This window comes from Micromonospora aridisoli, from assembly GCF_056150025.1.
On record NZ_JAXCFK010000010.1, the window covers coordinates 35,849 to 52,683 of the forward strand.

The 16,835-nt window shown below is 71.6% G+C and carries 15 protein-coding genes, 1 tRNA gene and 3 pseudogenes; 12 read left to right on the forward strand and 7 right to left on the reverse strand.

All coding sequences use genetic code 11. The features are described from left to right. Nucleotides 1–2: 2 nt before the first annotated feature. Nucleotides 3–1,667 carry an arginine--tRNA ligase gene (gene argS / locus SM447_RS20865; RefSeq protein ID WP_474574525.1) on the reverse strand — a complete coding sequence of 555 codons (1,665 nt, stop codon included), beginning with the start codon at nt 1,665–1,667 and terminating at the stop codon, nt 3–5. 100 nt (nt 1,668–1,767) lie between these two features. Between argS and SM447_RS20870 the strand changes: the two genes are divergently transcribed. From SM447_RS20870 to SM447_RS20895, 6 genes are all read left to right on the forward strand, one after another. After that, a complete protein-coding gene (locus SM447_RS20870) occupies nt 1,768–2,589 on the forward strand; it encodes a DUF3105 domain-containing protein (RefSeq protein ID WP_474574526.1) in 822 nt (273 codons plus the stop codon). Nucleotide 2,590: 1 nt separating this feature from the next. Continuing rightward, nucleotides 2,591–3,247 carry a DUF305 domain-containing protein gene (locus SM447_RS20875; protein ID WP_474574527.1) on the forward strand — a complete coding sequence of 219 codons (657 nt, stop codon included), beginning with the start codon at nt 2,591–2,593 and terminating at the stop codon, nt 3,245–3,247. Nucleotides 3,248–3,472: 225 nt separating this feature from the next. Continuing rightward, nucleotides 3,473–4,165 carry a winged helix-turn-helix domain-containing protein gene (locus tag SM447_RS20880; protein ID WP_474574528.1) on the forward strand — a complete coding sequence of 231 codons (693 nt, stop codon included), beginning with the start codon at nt 3,473–3,475 and terminating at the stop codon, nt 4,163–4,165. A 59-nt stretch (nt 4,166–4,224) separates the two neighbouring features. Further along, nucleotides 4,225–4,296, forward strand: a tRNA-Arg gene (locus SM447_RS20885). A gap of 184 nt (nt 4,297–4,480) precedes the next feature. Then, on the forward strand, nt 4,481–5,038 hold the full coding sequence (locus tag SM447_RS20890) for a hypothetical protein (protein WP_474574529.1): 558 nt from the start codon (nt 4,481–4,483) through the stop codon (nt 5,036–5,038). Between the two features lie 212 nt (nt 5,039–5,250). Continuing rightward, nucleotides 5,251–5,844: a hypothetical protein gene (locus SM447_RS20895; RefSeq protein WP_474574530.1), complete on the forward strand. Its 594-nt coding sequence runs from the start codon at nt 5,251–5,253 to the stop codon at nt 5,842–5,844. Nucleotides 5,845–5,935: 91 nt separating this feature from the next. Here SM447_RS20895 and SM447_RS20900 read toward each other — a convergent pair whose 3' ends face one another. Then, a complete protein-coding gene (locus tag SM447_RS20900) occupies nt 5,936–6,898 on the reverse strand; it encodes a DNA polymerase domain-containing protein (RefSeq protein ID WP_474574531.1) in 963 nt (320 codons plus the stop codon). Nucleotides 6,899–7,090: 192 nt separating this feature from the next. Then, nucleotides 7,091–7,861, reverse strand: a complete 771-nt coding sequence (locus SM447_RS20905) for an isocitrate lyase/PEP mutase family protein (RefSeq protein ID WP_474574532.1) — start codon at nt 7,859–7,861, stop codon at nt 7,091–7,093. A 126-nt stretch (nt 7,862–7,987) separates the two neighbouring features. On the opposite strand from SM447_RS20905, the gene SM447_RS20910 reads away from it, so the two are divergent. The 3 genes and pseudogenes from SM447_RS20910 to SM447_RS20920 form a co-directional block, all read left to right on the forward strand. Next, nucleotides 7,988–8,536 carry a TetR/AcrR family transcriptional regulator gene (locus SM447_RS20910; RefSeq protein ID WP_474574533.1) on the forward strand — a complete coding sequence of 183 codons (549 nt, stop codon included), beginning with the start codon at nt 7,988–7,990 and terminating at the stop codon, nt 8,534–8,536. 37 nt (nt 8,537–8,573) lie between these two features. Next, nucleotides 8,574–9,579 (forward strand): annotated as a pseudogene (locus tag SM447_RS20915) (MMPL family transporter); the annotation flags it as partial. A 113-nt stretch (nt 9,580–9,692) separates the two neighbouring features. Next, nucleotides 9,693–10,820, forward strand: a pseudogene (locus tag SM447_RS20920) (MMPL family transporter); the annotation flags it as partial. A gap of 69 nt (nt 10,821–10,889) precedes the next feature. On the opposite strand, the gene SM447_RS20925 reads toward SM447_RS20920, so the two are convergent. Beyond that, nucleotides 10,890–12,146: an erythromycin esterase family protein gene (locus tag SM447_RS20925; protein WP_474574534.1), complete on the reverse strand. Its 1,257-nt coding sequence runs from the start codon at nt 12,144–12,146 to the stop codon at nt 10,890–10,892. 85 nt (nt 12,147–12,231) lie between these two features. On the opposite strand from SM447_RS20925, the gene SM447_RS20930 reads away from it, so the two are divergent. After that, nucleotides 12,232–12,423: a DUF2795 domain-containing protein gene (locus tag SM447_RS20930; protein ID WP_474574535.1), complete on the forward strand. Its 192-nt coding sequence runs from the start codon at nt 12,232–12,234 to the stop codon at nt 12,421–12,423. Between the two features lie 19 nt (nt 12,424–12,442). Here SM447_RS20930 and SM447_RS20935 read toward each other — a convergent pair whose 3' ends face one another. Next, nucleotides 12,443–13,345: a Gfo/Idh/MocA family protein gene (locus tag SM447_RS20935; protein ID WP_474574536.1), complete on the reverse strand. Its 903-nt coding sequence runs from the start codon at nt 13,343–13,345 to the stop codon at nt 12,443–12,445. A gap of 137 nt (nt 13,346–13,482) precedes the next feature. On the opposite strand from SM447_RS20935, the gene SM447_RS20940 reads away from it, so the two are divergent. Together SM447_RS20940 and SM447_RS20945 are read left to right on the forward strand one after the other, a co-directional pair. Then, entirely contained in the window at nt 13,483–13,881 is a 399-nt protein-coding gene (locus SM447_RS20940; RefSeq protein ID WP_474574537.1) for a hypothetical protein, read from the forward strand. After that, a pseudogene (locus SM447_RS20945) lies at nt 13,874–14,360 on the forward strand (hypothetical protein). The gene SM447_RS20940 and the pseudogene SM447_RS20945 overlap by 8 nt, the downstream one beginning before the upstream one ends. On the opposite strand, the gene fabG reads toward SM447_RS20945, so the two are convergent. Beyond that, on the reverse strand, nt 14,333–15,091 hold the full coding sequence (fabG, locus tag SM447_RS20950; RefSeq protein ID WP_474574538.1) for a 3-oxoacyl-ACP reductase FabG: 759 nt from the start codon (nt 15,089–15,091) through the stop codon (nt 14,333–14,335). The pseudogene SM447_RS20945 and the gene fabG overlap by 28 nt on opposite strands. Before the next feature lie 42 nt (nt 15,092–15,133). After that, the gene (locus tag SM447_RS20955) at nt 15,134–16,786 is read right to left on the reverse strand and encodes an alpha-amylase family protein (protein WP_474574539.1); all 1,653 of its coding nucleotides are present in this window, start codon (nt 16,784–16,786) and stop codon (nt 15,134–15,136) included. Between the last annotated feature and the right edge of the window lie 49 nt (nt 16,787–16,835).

Here is a 16,835-nt window from a genome sequence, read left to right on the forward strand (position 1 = left end):
GGTTACATCCTCTCCGGTGCGGAGACACCGAGCAGGCGCAGCCCGTTGGCGATGACCACCCGGGTGGCGTCGTTGAGCCAGAGCCGCGCCCGGTGCAGGTCGGTGACCTCCTCGTCGCCCCGGGGCAGGATCCGGCAGTTGTCGTAGAACCGGTGGTACGCCCCGGCCAGGTCCTCCAGGAAGCGGGCCACCCGGTGCGGCTCCCGCAGCTCGGCGGCGGTGACCACCACGGCGGGGAACTCGGCGAGCGCCTTGAGCAGCTCGTTCTCCTTGTCGTGGTCGAGCAGCTCGGGCCGGAACGACGCGGCGTCGCCCCTGGTGAGACCGACCTCGGCGGCGTTGCGGCCGACGCTCGCCGTCCGGGCCGCCACGTACTGCACGTAGTAGACCGGGTTGTCCCGGGTGGCCCGGGTCCACAGCTCGATGTCGATGTCGATCGGCGAGTCGCTGGAGTAGCGGGCCAGCGCGTACCGGGCGGCGTCCACCCCGATCGCGTCGACCAGGTCCTCCAGGGTGACCACGGTGCCGGCCCGCTTGCTCATCCGCACCGGCGCGCCGTCGCGGACCAGGTTCACCAGCTGGCCGATGAGGATCTCCAGCGTGCGCTCGGGATCGTCACCGAAACAGGACGCCATCGCGTTCATCCGGCCGACGTAACCGTGGTGGTCCGCCCCGAGCATGATCACGACCCGGTCGAAGCCGCGTTCCCGCTTGTCCAGGTAGTAGGCGCAGTCGGCGGCGAAGTACGTCCACTCGCCGTTGGACTTGCGCAGCACGCGGTCCTTGTCGTCGCCGAAGTCGGTGGTCCGCAGCCAGGTGGCGCCCTCGGAGTCGAAGACGTGGCCCTGCTCGCGCAGCCGGGTCAGGGCGTGCTCCAGCTCGTCCCGGTCGTGCAGGTCCTTCTCGTTGAAGTAGGTGTCGAACTCGACGCCGAAGTCCCGCAGCGAGGACTTGATCTCGGTGAACATCAGCGCGACGCCCTCGACCCGGAAGACCTCCTGGGCGGCGGCGTCGTCCAGGGTCAGCGCGTCCGGCCGCCGGGCCGTGACCTGCTCGGCGATCTCGGCGATGTACGCCCCGCCGTAGCCGTCCTCCGGTGCCGGCTCGCCTCGCGCGGCGGCGAGCAGTGACCGGGCGAACCGGTCGATCTGCGAGCCGGCGTCGTTGAAGTAGTACTCGGTGCCGACGTCGGCGCCGGTGGCCCGCAACAGCCGGCTGAGGGCGTCACCGACCGCCGCCCAGCGCACCCCGCCGATGTGCACGGGGCCGGTCGGGTTGGCCGAGACGAACTCCAGGTTGATCTTCAGACCGGCGAGCCGGTCGCTCCGGCCGTACTCCTCGCCCGCCTCGACGATCGAGCGGGCGAGCTGGCCGGCGGCGGCGGCGTCGAGCCGGATGTTGAGGAAGCCCGGACCGGCGATCTCGACGGACTTGATTCCCGGGGCGCTGGCCAGCTGGGCGGCCAGCGCGGCGGCGAGCTCGCGCGGCGGCAGGCCGACCTTCTTGCTCAGCTGGAGCGCCAGCGTGGCGGCGTAGTCGCCGTGCTCAGGGTTGCGGGGTCGCTCGACCGTGGTGTGCTCCGGTAGCGCGGAGCGGTCCAGCCCCCGGTCGGCGAAGACGGCGTGAGCGGCGGCGAGGACGGCGTCGGCGAGTTCTGCGGGAGTCACCGATCCATGTTATCGGGGGTAGACTCGGTCCCCGCGGCGGCGACCCAGCATCCCATTTCGGCCCGCCAGAGCCCCTGACCGACCGACCTGACGAGGCACGATGAGCATCAGCACCCCGGGTGGCCCGCAGCGCCGCCCGACCGTGGTCAGCACCGGTAAGAAGCCGGCGGCGGGTCGACCGGCCGCCGGCACCAAGGCGACCGGGTCCAAGGCCGGCTCCGACAGACCAGCCGCCGCGCAACGCGCGGGCGGCGGTGGCAAGGGGCCCCGCAAGCCGATCACTCCGGTCAAGGTCAGCCAGGGCCGGTCGTGGGGGCCGATCGCGCTCTTCGTCGCCGTCGGGGTGCTCGCCACGTCGATCATCGGGTTCGGGGCCTGGGCGACCTTCAAGGGCAGCCAGTCCTGGCAGGACAAGGCGGCGGGCATCTCGGGCATCGTCAACTACCGCGAGACGGACCCGGAGAGCCTCAACTACGAGTCGCACCAGGCCGGCAAGATCGACTACAAGTACAGCCCGCCGGTCGGTGGCGCGCACAACAACGCCTGGCAGCGCTGCCTGGGTGACGTCTACGACGCGCCCATCGCATCCGAGCACGCGGTGCACAGCATGGAGCACGGCGCGGTCTGGCTCACCTACCGGCCCGATCTGCCCGCCGCCGACGTGGAGAAGCTGGCCAGCGTGATCCGTGGCAACGACTTCATGCTGATGAGCCCGTACGAGGGCCTGGACGCCGCCGTGTCGCTGCAGGCGTGGGGCTACCAGCTCAAGGTCGACAGCGCCGACGACCCGCGGATCAAGGAGTTCGCCACCACGCTGGCGCAGAACGCCTCGATCGAGCCGGGCGTGCCCTGCTCCGCCGGCAACTACACCACCGGCACCGGCACCGAGCCGCGCGAACTCGCGCCGCCGACGGGTGGCTGACGTGCCCGACACGGTCCAGGAGGCCCCGACGGCGGAGGGGAACGATTCGGTCGAGCCCCGTCGGCGGCCCCGGACGCTGCGCTACCTCACGCTGGCCCTCACGGCGCTGCTGCTGCTCGGAGTCGGCTGGACGGCCGCGACGCTGGTCGCCGGGCGGGCTCCGGGTGACGACTCGGCCGAGGCCGGCTTCGCGCGGGACATGTCCCGTCACCACGCCCAGGCGGTGGAGATGGCGATGGTCGCGTACGCCAAGGGTCAGGATCCGGCGATCCGGCAGATGGGCTACGACATGGCCCTGACCCAGCAGGCCCAGATCGGCCAGATGCAGCGCTGGTTGCAGGAGTGGGAGCTGCTGCCCACCGGCTCCCGGCCGGCGATGGAGTGGATGCCCGACGCCGTGCCGGTGGGTCAGGACGGGCTGATGCCCGGCATGGCGACCCGCGAGGAGATCACCCAGTTGCACGAGGCCCAGGGTGCCGAGGTGGACCGCCTCTTCATCCGGCTGATGATCAACCATCACCTCGGCGGGGTCCACATGGCCGACGGCGTGCTCAAGGTCTCCGACCGCGCCGAGGTGGTCCGGATGGCCGAGGCGATGAAGCAGACGCAGCAGAAGGAGATCAACGAGCTGCGCCTTCTGGAGACCGCCAGCGGTTGATCCGCAGACCGCCAGCGGTTGATCCGCCCGATGTCCGCCGCGACCTTCGCCGCCCCGCTCGCCGTCGAGCGGGGCGGCGTCGTGTCGGCGCCCCGGCATCCGGGTTCGGCGTGCCTGGAGTCGGAACACCTCGACCGGGATCGTAGGCTCCGCCCCACCTTGGGGTTATACGACCGATTTTCCCTCTAGGGGTTACTTGGAGCGAAGTGCACTCGTTGTCCGGACGTGGGGGTTGCACTCAGAGACGCGCGGCGTTCGGTCACCAGTTGGTGCCGACGCCACACCATCGGCGGTGACGGGGCGGTGGCAGCCGTCCGTCGCGGACAGCGGCAGGGCGAGCCGGGAACGCTCAGCCGCGAACAGGAGCTGGAACTGATCGACACCCTCCGGGGTGTCCACCCTGACGCGTTCGGCCTGGACGAGGAGCTGTGGACCCGCCAGAGTCTGCACACGCTCATCCAGCAGCACTTCGGGGTGACGCTGGACGCGGGAGTGGTCGGGGCGTACCTGCGGGCCTGGGGGTTGGGTCCGCGCGAGCCCCGGGAACGGGCCTGCGGGCTCTGCGTCGGAGCGGTCGAGCGTTGGGTACGCAGCGAGTACCCGGCGATCACCCGAGCCGCCCAGGAGCACCTGGCGGAGGTCTACTGGATCGGCCGGATCCGGCTGCGCGGCACGATGCCGGCGGCCGACATCATCTCGGCGGTCTCCTCGCGCGGACGGGTCCGATTCATGATTACCACCCCGTCGGTCGACCCACCGCTGCCCCGGGACTTCGTGTACCGGCTCAGCGGAGCCGAGCGGCGCACCGTACACCTGATCGTGGACGGCTCCTGGGCCCGCAACGAATGGCCGCGCCGGCTCCCCCGGCGCATCGTGCCGCACCCGCTGCCCAGCTGCGGACGCGCGCTCGCCGCCTGACGCGCCGATACCGATTCGGTGATCGGCTACGGGGTTTGCTAGTCTTCTCCAGTCGCTGAGCCCCCGTAGCTCAGGGGATAGAGCACCGCCCTCCGGAGGCGGGAGCGCAGGTTCGAATCCTGCCGGGGGCACTCTCTGTAACTCTTTCGGGTGGATGCTCGATTGGGTGAACAGCGGGCGGCTGCTCGACGCGTCGACCGCGGAGCGCACCTGCTACTCACGAGCGAAACAGGATGACGCTCGGCCGAGATCCGTGCCAGGACCACGATCGTCAACGCAGGCCGGCGGAACCACAAGGGGCATAGAATCGCTCCTATGTCCTCGCCCGATGCCGACGACGCCGCGTGGCAGGCCTGGGCGGCGGGCGCGGAACCGGAGCGGGCTGCGGCGGACCGACGGCGCAAGATGTTGATCGTCGTCGGGGCCGTCGCGCTGATCGCGACCCTCGTGGTCCTGCGGACGTTACTCGCCGATTTCGGTCAGCAGAAGTTGGGCGACGAAGTGGAGATGCAGGTGGTGTTCCTCGGTGGCACCGCCCCTCCCGGTGGGGCCCGCCTCGGCGTGACGCCGCTGACGGTGCGTAAGGATGCGCCAAAGGATGGCGTGGTGCCGCACTACGTGGACGTGCGGGTTTCCAACAAGGGCGTGGTGACGCTCGATGCAAGAGTGGCCATGGACGCGTACGACGAGCAGGGCAGGCGGTTCGACCAGGCAGACGTGTCAACACCGCTGTGCCCGGCTGACCGGCCCCAGATCACGTCGGGTAGAGCTGCGACGATCTGCCTTGCATTCCTGATCCCGCGCGGCGCGCGGCTGGTCCGTCTCGGCTCTGGCGGCGGAATCGGCGGGCGGACACACTGGGCCGTCGACTGACCGACATCCCGCGTTCCGTTCGACGTAGCTGCCGCATCGTTCGTCCTGGCCGGCAGGAGGTTCCTGCAGCTGAGGAGTAGGCGAACCGCGTCAGCGGACGGGCCCGGCGAGGTCGGGACCTTGGTCCCGGCGGGTTCGGGTGTTCCGGCCCGCGCGCCCGGCCCCCGCCAGGGCGAGAGTGGTCATGTAAGAAACGGACCACGGAGGCAACGATGACCGTCCACCAGGGCACCCACCGCTCGATCGAGCGCCCGCTCGAGCACGCCGAACTGCCCGGCGCCATGCTGACCACCACCGCCGCCCGGGCACTGGCCGTGCTGCGGATCTCCACCGGGCTCGTCTTCATCTGGGCCTTCCTCGACAAGACCTTCGGTCTGGGCTACGCCACCCCGGCCGAGCGCGCCTGGATCAACGGCGGTTCGCCGACCAAGGGCTTCCTCGCCAACGTCGAGGTCGGACCGATGCAGTCGGTGGCCCACACGATCGCCGGGACCTGGTGGGCGAACGCACTCTTCATGGTCGGACTGGCCGCCATCGGCCTCGCCCTGATCGCCGGCGTCGGCCTGCGGGTGGCGGCCGCCTCGGGCACCCTGATGATGGCGCTGATGTGGCTGGCCGAGTTCCCGCTGGCCCGCTTCACCGCCGGTGGCGACCCGACCGGCTCCACCAACCCGGTGGTCGACTACCACCTGATCTACGCCGTGGTCCTGGTCGCCCTGGCCGCCGCGTACGCCGGGCACACCTGGGGCCTGGGCCGGCTCTGGGCCCGCCTGCCCTTCGTGCAGCGCCACCGCTGGATGATCTGAACCGCTCGACCAGCCGCTGGGCCGGACCGCACCACGGTCCGGCCCAGCGGTGTGCCGGCGGCAGGGCGACCGGCGCGGGCGGTGGTCCTGCTCAGTCCGCGGCGGCGCGCCGGGCGCGGGCCCGACGACGGCCCTCGTGCATGGCCTGCACCCGCGGCACCGGAATGGCCCGCCCCTCCTCGACCAGGTCGACCGGGAGATGCTGCGGTGGTGGCATCAGCTCGGCCCACGGGTCCCGCTGCGCCACCAGCGCCGGTGCCGTCCGGACGGTGAAGTCTCCGGGGGTCACGGATTCCAGGTCGTCCCAGGCCACCGGGAAGGAGACCGGCACGCCGGGGCGCAGCCGGGGGCTGTACACCGACACGACGGTCGCACCGCCGGTCCGGGTGGGATCGACGAAGACCTTCCCACCCCGGTCCTCACGGATGAACGCGGTGGTCGCCAACTCCGGATCCAGCCGTTCCGCCCGGGCAGCGAGGGCCCGGGTGGCGGCAGCCAGCTCCTCGGCGTCGGGGCCCGGCTCGACCGGAACGAACACGTGCACGCCCTTGGCACCGCTGGTCTTCACCGCACCCACCAGCCCGGCGTCGGCGAGGGCCTGCCGGACCAGCAGCGCGGCGCCCACGCCGGCCGCGAACCCACCGGTCTCCGGCGGATCGATGTCCAGCACCAGGTGGGTGGGACGGCTCAGGTCCTCGACCGTGGCCAGGGTGGGGTGGTACTCGACCGCCCGCTGGTTGGCGAACCAGAGCAGCGTGCGGCGGTCGTCGCAGAGCGCGTACGCGATCTCCCGGCGGGACGCCTCGGCCCAGATCGGCACCCGACGTACCCAGTCCGGGGTGTAGCGCGGCAGGTTCTTCTGCATGAACGGCGGTTGTCCCGGACGCACCCGCACCACCGACAACGGACGGCCACGCAGTGGCGGGAGGATCCGGCCGGCCATCGCGTCGAGGTAGTCGACCAGGTCACGCTTGCTCGCTCCCGACCCGTCGAACAACGACTGGTCGAGATTGGTCAGTGCGACCCCGTCCCGGGTCTCGTCGGCCCCGCCCACCCGATCACCATCCCGGCCGGACGCCCGGCGGTCAACCGGAACACCGCTTGAACCGTCCACGCCGTCAGCTCGACAGGGACAGCGGAGCATGACCGCCGGGCCGCGTGACTCCGTAACCGAACGGTCGGAGCGGTCAGGAACGCGAGCGATGCGCCGGACGAACGGTCGGACCGTCGGAGCGCGAGCGCCAGGTCAGCTGAGCGGGCCGCCGGCGGCGACGGCGGCGAGCAGGCGGGCTGTGTGGGCGCGGGTCGCCGCGTAGAGGCCGGAACCGTAGCTGACCCGGGCCACCCCCAGGGCGGCCAGTTCCGCGAGCGCCGGTGCGCCGCGACGCGCCAGCACGTTCACCGGCGCCGCGACGGCCGGCACGAAGCTCCGCAGCTGTGCCGGGTCGGCCAGCAGGATCGGGTAGACGCTGTCCGCCCCGGCCGCCAGGTAGCGCCGGGCGCGGCGGATCGCCTCGGCGAGCCGGTCGGCCGGCTCACCTCCGGGGCGCAGGAAGACGTCCACCCGGGCGTTCAGCACCAGCGCCACCCCGGCCTCGTCGGCCGCCGCCCGCACCCCGGCCAGCAGGTCGGCCTGTTCCTCCGCGTCCAGCATGACGCCGGTACGGGGATCCGAGTCCTCCAGGTTGAGCCCGACCGCCCCGGCGTCGAGCAGCCGGGAGACCAGTTCGGCCGGGCGTAGCCCGTAACCCCGCTCCAGGTCGGCGGTGACCGGCACATCGACCACACGGGCGATCCGGGCCACGGCGGCGAACATCTCCCCCGGCGGCGTGTCCTCACCGTCGGCGTACCCGAGCGACTCGGCGACGGCGGCGCTGCCGGTGGCCACGGCGGGAAAGCCGGCGTCGACCACGGCCCGCGCCGAGCCGGCGTCCCAGGCGTTGGGCAGCACCAGCGGATCGCCGGGTCGGTGCAGGGCACGCAGCGCGGCCGCCCGGGCCGTCGGGGAGTTGGTCATGACCCCCGATTCTCGACGCTCGGCCACGCCGCGCGGAGAGCCAATCCGGTACGGCTGGCTGTGGGGAAGGCCACTGATCTGACCGATCGGTCAGCCTCTGACCGATCGGTCAGGCATGCTGAGGTCATGGCCCGCCCCACCCCGCAGACCCACGGCGAGATCCTGGCCGCCGCGGCGAGACGTTTCGCCGCCACCGGCTACCGGGGTACGTCGTTGCAGGACATCGCGACCGAGGTGGGCTGTTCCAAGGCCGCAGTGCTGTACCACTTCGCCAACAAGGAGGCCATCCTCACCGAGTTGATGGCCCCCGCGATCGAGGTACTGCGGTCGCTCGACGACCGGATCGCCGCCCAGCCCGGACCGGCCGCGGCGCAGCGCGTCGCCGCCGAGGGCTTCGTCGACCTCGCGGTCCGGTTCCGCAGCGAGATCGCCCTGCTCCGGGGCGAGTTCCCGGAACTGCTGCAACAACCCGGCTTCGCCCACATCCAGCAGATCTCCGAGCGGCTCATCGACGCGCTCGCGGGGCACCCCGAGCGGGCCTCCGCCCGGATCACCGCGCTGGTGCTGCTCGCCGGCATCGCCGAGACGTGCGGCCAGTTCGCCGAGGTGTCCGACGAGGAACTGGGCGATGCGCTGCTGGCGCTGCTGCGCCGGGCGCTGGAACCCACCCGCTGACCCGTCCCACCACTCCACGACCGAGGGAAAGGACCTCATGGCGACCCTGCTATACCGGCTTGGCCGGGGTTCGATGCGCCGACGGCGACTCGTCGCCGCGATCTGGCTCGTCGTACTTGTCGGGCTCGGTCTGGCCGCGGCGACCCTGCGCGGCCCGACGGCCAGCAACTTCACGATGCCCGGCACCGAGTCGCAGCGCGCGCTCGACCTGCTCGACGAGCAGTTCCCCGCCGCGTCGGGTGCCACCGGCACCATCGCGGTCAAGGCGCCCGCCGCAGGGCAACTCGGCACACCCGAGGGCCAGGCGACCGTCCAGTCGATCGCCCAGGAGGCGACGACGGTTCCCGGAGTCATCGCCGCCGTCGACCCGTTCCAGGTCGGGTCGGTCTCACCGGACGGCCAGTACGCGCTGATCCAGGTGCAGTTCAGCGGCGGCGCCGACCAGGTGACCGAGGAGCAGCGGGAGGCGTACGAACGGGTTGGTGCCGCCGCCTCGGCACAGGGCTGGCAGGTGGCGCCCGGCGGCGAGGTGCTCAACACCGAGCCGGAGGTCGGCTCCACCGAGGCGATCGGTGTCGCGGTGGCCCTCGTCGTCCTCGTGGTCACGTTCGGCTCGCTGGTGGCCGCGGGCATGACGATGCTCAACGCGCTGATCGGCGTCGGCGTCGGGATGGCCGGTCTCTTCGCGCTCAGTGGCGCGATCGAGCTGACCAGCACCGCGCCCATCCTCGCGCTGATGCTCGGCCTGGCCGTCGGCATCGACTACTCGCTCTTCATCACCTCCCGGTACCGGCAGAACCTGCTCGACGGGCTGCCGGCGGACGAGGCGATAGGCCGGGCGGTCGGCACCGCCGGCTCGGCGGTGACCTTCGCCGGAGCCACGGTGGTCATCGCGCTCGCCGGTCTCGCCGTGGTCAACATCCCGTTCCTGACCGTGATGGGTCTGGCCGCCGCCGGCACCGTCACCGTCGCGGTGCTGGTGGCGATCACGCTCCAGCCGGCCCTGCTCGGCTTCGCCGGGCGACGGGTACTCCCCCGCCGGCTGCGCTCGTCGGTGCCGGTGGCGCTCAGTGCCGATGACGCCCCGGACGACGCGACCCACCGCAGCGACGTGACCACGCACCGTGCGGCACCGGAGGCAGCCACCATCGCCGGCGAGGACACGTCGGCGTTCGGGTTCCGTTGGGCCCGACTGGTCACCCGGTTCCGGATTCCGGTGATCCTGGTCGGTCTGCTCGGCCTGGGTCTGCTCGCGCTGCCGGCACCGGACATGCGTCTGGCCCTGCCCGACGCCGGCACCGCTCCGGTCGGATCCGCGGCCCGGGTCTCCAACGACCTCATCACCGAGGGCTTCGGCCCGGGCTTCACCGGCCGGCTCGCGGTGGTCGTCGCCGCTGACGACGCACAGGCCACCGCGGCGGCCGTCCCGCAGGTCACCGCCCTGGTCCAGCGCACCGAGAACGTGCTGGCCGTGGCCCCGCCGCAGCTCAGCCCGGACGGCCGGACGGCCCTGCTCGGGGTGATCCCGCAGACCGGCCCGACCGACCCGGCCACCGAGACGATGGTGCACGACATCCGTACCGCCGTCGGCGACATCCAGGGCGCGGACGTGCTGCTCACCGGCGTGACCGCGATCGGCATCGACATCTCGGAGAAGCTCTCCGACGCGCTGCCGGTCTACCTGGCGCTGGTGGTCGGCCTGTCGATCCTGCTGCTGATGCTGGTGTTCCGGTCGGTGCTGGTACCGGTCAAGGCGGCCCTGGGCTTCCTGCTCACCGTCGCCGCCACATTCGGCATCACCGTGGCGGTCTTCCAGCAGGGGCACCTCGCCGACCTGGTCGGCCTGGACACCCCCGGTCCGCTGATCAGCTTCCTGCCGATCCTGCTGATCGGCATCCTGTTCGGCCTGGCCATGGACTACGAGGTGTTCCTGGTCTCCCGGATGCGGGAGGACTTCGTCCACGGGGACACCGCCCAGCAGGCCACCATCAACGGGATGGGGCACGGCGCACGGGTGGTCACCGCCGCCGCGCTGATCATGACTTCGGTCTTCGGCGGCTTCATCTTCCTCGACGACCCGGTGATCAAGTCGATGGGCTTCGCGCTCGCCATCGGCGTGGCGATCGACGCCTTCGTGGTCCGAATGACCATCGTGCCGGCGGTGATGTCGCTGCTGGGCAAGGTGGCCTGGTGGCTGCCCCGCTGGCTGAACCGGGCGCTGCCCAACGTCGACATCGAGGGCGAGAAGCTGCGCGCCCGACTCGACGACAAGGTGTCGGTGTAAGGAAGGGCCCCCTGCTAACGCCTCGGGTATAGCAGGGGGCCCCTTTTAACACCCCGTGCCGGCACCGGCTCAGACGCCGGCCGGGTACGTCTCCATCTCACCCGGGGCGGCCAGGGCCGGCAGCGGATGCAACGCGGTGGTCTCGTCACACCAGATGAAGGCGTCGTAGCGTTCGCCCAGCCGGGTCGGCACGTAGTTGCCCCAGGACTCGAACGACGGGTCGTACACCACCCCGATCGCCCGGTGGTCGAGCGTGTCGGTGACCCAGCCGGGCTGGTCCGGTCCGCCGAAGACCAGCACCGCCCGCTCCGGCATCAGCTCGTGCAACCGGTGCTCCAGCGAGCCGGGGCGGGCCGGGGGCACCACCATCGCCTCGGCCGGCGAACCCCAGCGCGGTGCGGCGATCACCGTCCCCCGCCAGCTGCCGAAGCCGATCAACGCCACCTGGTCGGCGCCGTGGCGCTCCCGGGCCAGCTGGCCGATGTTCACCATCCCGTCGGCGGCCATGTCGGTCGCCCGCGCGTCGCCGACGTGCGTGTTGTGCGCCCACACCACGCCCCGGGCGCCCGACCCGTAGCGGTCGAGCAACCGGTCCAGGGTGTCGGTCATGTGGATGTCCCGCACGTTCCAGGAACCGGGTCCGCCGGCGACCATCTCCCGGTAGTAGCGCTCCGCGCCGGCCACCACCTCCGCGTTCTGCCAGGCCGAGAAGGCGCCCGGCCCGTCGGTGGCGGCGTGTTCCCGGGTACGCGCCAGCAGCCGGACCACCTCCTGCTCGCACCGCGCGGAGACGAAGCGGCTCGCCATCCCGTACTCCTCGACCCGCTTGCCGTACGGCTCGAAGCACCGGTACGCGTCCTGCGCGGCCTCCAGCGACGCCGGGTCCTCCTCGCCGAGGTAGTCGAAGATCGCCTGCATCGACTCCCAGAGGCTGTAGACGTCCAGGCCGTGGAAGCCGACCCGGGACGCCTCCGCCCGCTCCATGTTCCAGGCCCGCAGCCAGCGGCAGAAGCGGGCCACCTCGGCGTTGGCCCACATCCACGTCGGCCACCGTTCAAAGCCCTCCAGCGCGGCCTGCGGCTCGGCCAGCGCACCCGCGGCACCGGTCACCGAGCGGTGCACCCGGTCGCAGTCCGGCCAGTCGCCCTCCACCGCCACGAAGGAGAAGCCGCACTCGGCGATCAGACGCCGGGTGAGCTGCTCCCGGATGCGGTAGTAGTCGTAGCTGCCGTGCGTCGCCTCCCCGATCATCACCACCCGGGCGTCCCGGACGCGCTCCAGCAACGGATCGAGGTCGCTCGGCGCGCCGAGCCGCTGTACCAGCATGCCTGCGGCTACCCGGCACCCCGACGGGCAAACGCGCGGCCCAGCCGTGGTGTGCCGGGGCGGTTGCGCGGGTAGATCGGACGCCATGACCGACAGTGGCGCCGCCCTGCAGGAGTACCTCGCCGGGTTGGACTATCCCGTCTCCCGCGAGGACCTGATCCGCTGGTGCCAGGAGAACGGCGCGAGCACTGAGCAGTTGCAGGCCGTACGTGCCCTGCCGGTGGAGCAGTTCAGCTCCCCCACCGAGCTGACCGAGGCGCTGCGCATGCCCTCCTGAGCGAGCGGGTGGGGCAGGGTCAGACGGGTACGTCGACGACGGTGCCCTCCGCGCGGGAGGTCTCGGCGGCGGCGAGGACCGCCACCACCTCGCGCCCGAAGCGCACGTCACAGCGGTGGTCCCGGGTGCCGGCGTCGACCTCGGCCAGCAGCTGGTCGATCGCCACCCCGAAGGCGGTAGCCGGGCTCGCGCCGCCGTCCGGCAGCCGCTCGATGCCGCTCTCGCCGTAGAGGACGAACTCCGCGGCGACCGAGCGGGGCGGTGCGTCCAGGGTCAGCGACACCGTGCTGGTGGCGCCGTCGGCGTGGCTGAGCAGCAGGTGCACCAGACCGCCCGGACCGTCGGTGGCCGCCACCCGGGCCACCCGGCCCAGCACCGGCAACAGGACGGCGAGGGCGTGCGGACCGATGTCCCACAGCGCGCCGTGCTCCCGGCGCCACGGCGACTGCGCGTACGGGCTGCCGGGCTGAAAGATCGAGGCGAACCGGATCACGTTGGCGGTGTGCCAGCCGCCGGCGGCGGCGGTCGCGGCGATGAATCCGGCGACGTTCGGCTGGTAACGGCCGGTGAAGAAGACCACCGACGCCACCCTCGACCCGGCGGCCGCCTCGACGACGCGGTCGGCGTCGGCGAGGGTCAACGCGAGCGGCTTGTCCAGCAGGAGGTGCCGGCCCGCGGTGGCGGCCCGGACGGCGATGTCCGCCTGAATGTCCGGCGGCAGGGCGACCGCCACCGCGTCGCACGCCTCGATCAGCGCGTCGACCTCCTCGAACGCCGGCACTCCGTAGCGGGTCGCCAGCGCGGCGGCCTTGTCCGGGTCACGTCCCCAGACGCCGACCAGGTCCGACCTCGGGTGTGCCTCCAGCGCCGCCGCGTGCGTCTCCGCCGCCCAGTGCCCGGTGCCGAACAACCCGAACCGCATTCCGTACCTCCGCCGTCTCGCCGGCCGCGGCTGACCCGCGACCGCGTCCAGGCTATGCCCTGTCCTGTCGGCGGATGCTCTTACTACGGGGGTTAGTAGAGTGGGCCGGTGATCGGAACGAGCACCGGGCGGACCAGGTGACCGCCGCCGCGACCACCACCGGATCTCCGGCCGACGGGGCGCTGGCCGTCGCCGCCATCGTGCTGTCGCTGCTGGTCGCCGGCTGGGCGCTGGTGGCCGCGCTGCGCCACCGGCCGCCGGACCGGGTGCAGTTGATCGGGCTGGCCGTACTGGAACTGCTGCTGCTCGGCCTGGTGCTGGTGACCGCCGTGGCGCTGGCCGGCGGCGAGCGACCGGGCGAGCCGGGGTCGTTCTTCGGCTACCTGGTCACGCTGGTCTGCCTGCCGCCGCTGGCGGCGGTACTGGCCCGGATGGAACCGACCCGCTGGGGGTCGGCGATCGTGTGCGCCGTCTGCCTGGTGACGCCGGTGGTCGTGGTGCGGCTCCAGCAGACGTGGGAGGTGCTCGGTGGCTGAGCTGAGCACCGTCCGGCCCCGGACCAACGCGGGCCCGGGCCGGCTGCTGATCGCGGTCTACCTGCTCTTCGCCATCGCCGCGAGCAGCCGCGCCGCCCTCCAGATCGCCACCCGGTTCGACGAGGCGCCGCTGGCCTACCTGCTCTCCGCCCTCGCGGCGGTGGTCTACATCGTGGCCGCGATCGGTCTGGCCCGGGCCGGTCACGCCGGCCGCCGCGTCGCCCTGGCCTGCTGCACGCTGGAACTGGTCGGCGTGGTCGGTGTGGGCGCCTTCAGCCTGGCCCGCCCGGACCTCTTCCCCGACGAAACGGTCTGGTCCGGCTTCGGTAGCGGCTACGGCTACATCCCCCTGGTGCTGCCGGTCCTCGGCCTCGCCTGGCTCGCACGAACCCGTAAGCAAGGGCCCCTTCCTAACGCCTGATGTAGCGGAAGGGGCCCCGCTTAACACGTGTCAGTCCTTCGGACCGCCGGCGACGTAGATCACCTGGCCGGAGACGAATGAGGCTCCTTCGCTGGCCAGGAACGAGATGGTGTGCGCCACGTCCTCGGGCCGGCCCACCCGGCGGACCGGGATCTCCGACTCGGCGTGCTTCTGCAACGCCTCGAAGTCGACCTTCATCCGGGCGGCGGTGGCCGCGGTCATGTCGGTGACGATGAACCCGGGCGCGACCGCGTTGACGGTCACCCCGAACGGGCCCAGCTCGACGGCGAGGGTCTTGGTGAAGCCCTGGAGCCCGGCCTTGGCCGTGGAGTAGTTGGCCTGGCCCCGGTTGCCCAGCGCGGAGGTGCTGGAGAGGTTGACGATGCGGCCCCAGCGTGCGTCGACCATGTGCTTCTGCGCGGCCTGACTGAACAGGAACGCTCCGCGCAGGTGTACGCCCATGACCGTGTCCCAGTCGGCGTCGGTCATCTTGAACAGCAGGTTGTCGCGGAGCACGCCGGCGTTGTTGACCAGCACCGTCGGCGCGCCCAGTTCGGCGGCCACCCGTTCCACGGCGGCTTCCACCTGGGGACGGTCGGCCACGTCCGCGCCGACGCCGAGCGCCCGGCCGCCGGACGCCACGATCGCGTCCACGGTCTCCTTCGTCGCCGACTCCTCGATGTCGACGACGGCGACGGCCAACCCGTCGGCGGCCAACCGCTTCGCTGTCGCCGCTCCGATTCCCCGTGCCGCCCCGGTCACGATGGCGACCCGCTGCCCCTCCGACATACCTACCTCCCGGTAACTTGGCTCGACGGCAGGAGCCTAACCTCAGGACGACCAGGAGCGACAGAGCCGGATCCAGCGGTAGCCGTGACCGGCCAGTTGCAATTTGTCCAGCTTGCCCACGTCGTCGTAGTTGCGGTCGGACAGCACGTCGATGGGCAGGTCCGCCTCGGCCTGGAGGGTGCTCAGATCCACCTCGGCGTCCGCGGTGCCCAGGTTGTGCAGAAAGACCATCGTCCCGGTCGGCCCGTCGGCGCGGTGCGCCAGCACACCCGGCGGCATCGGGATGTCGATGTGGGTGGTGGAGCCGGCGCCGATCTCCGGGGCCTCCCGCAGCGTACGGATCATCCGCTCGAACCAGCCCAGCAGCGAGGTGCGGTCCCGGCGCTGGAGCGTGACGTTGACCTTCTCGTACCCGAACTCACCCTTGTCGATGACCGGCCGGACCAGCTTCTCCGCCTCGGCGGTGGAGAAGCCGGCGTTGGGCTGGTTCGACCACTGCATCGGGGTGCGGATCGCCTCCCGGCCTTCCAGCGACAGGTCCTCCCCCATGCCGATCTCCTCGCCGTAGCGCAGCACCGGCGTGCCCCGCAGGGAGAACTGGAGCGAGTACGCCAGCTCGATGCGCCGGCGGTCGTTGCCCAGCATCGGCGCCAACCGGCGGCGGATGCCCCGGTCGTAGATACGCATGTGCTCCTCGGGGCCGAACTGCTCGTACACCTGGTTGCGCTGTTCGGCGGTGAGCCGCGACAGGTCGATCTCGTCGTGGTTGCGCAGGAACGTCGCCCACTGCCCGCCCTCGGGCAGCGCGGGGGTGTCCCGCAGCGCCTCGATCACCGGTTCCGGGTCCTGCCGGGCCAGGGCCAGCATCAGCCGGCCGTTGAGCATGAAGTCGAAGAGCATGTGCACCCGGTTGGCCGAGCCGCCGCTGTCACCGAAGAACGCGGGCAGCTCGTCCGGCTCGACGTTCGCCTCGGCCAGCAGGATCGCGTCGCCCCGGCGCCACTGCACGTGCTGGCGCAGCTCGGTGAGGAACTCGAAGTCCAGGTCCGGGTTCGGGTCGCCGGGCTCGGTGCGCTCGATGATGAACGGCACCGCGTCCATCCGGAAGCCGGCGACACCGAGCTGGATCCAGAACGACATGATCTTCTTGATCTCGTCGCGTACCGCCGGGTTCTTGGTGTTTAGGTCCGGCTGGAACTTGTAGAAGCGGTGGTAGTACCAGGCCTTGGCGGTCCGGTCGTAGGTCCAGGTCTCGTGCTGTTCGCCGGGAAAGACCATGCCCTGGTGCCGGTCGGCCGGCTCCTCGTCGGACCAGACGTACCAGTCGCGGTACGGGGAGTCTGGTGAGGAGCGCGCGGACTGGAACCACGGATGCTGGTCGGAGGTGTGGTTGACGACCAGGTCGATGATCACCCGGATGCCCCGGTTGCCGGCCTGGTGCAGCAGCTCGGCGAAGTCGCCCAGGGTGCCGAAGCGCGGGTCGACGTTGTAGAAGTCGGTCACGTCGTAGCCGTCGTCGTCGTTGGGCGACGGGTGGATGGGGTGCAACCAGAGGCAGGTGACGCCGAGCCGGGCGAGATAGTCCAGCCGGCCGATCAGGCCCCGGATGTCACCGACCCCGTCACCGTCGGAGTCCGCGAACGTGTCGATGTCGAGGCAGTACACGACCGCCTCCGAGTACCACCTGTCAGACATGCCCCAGTACCTTCTCCGCGCCCGGGCGTCGGCAAACCCGCAGCCGGTA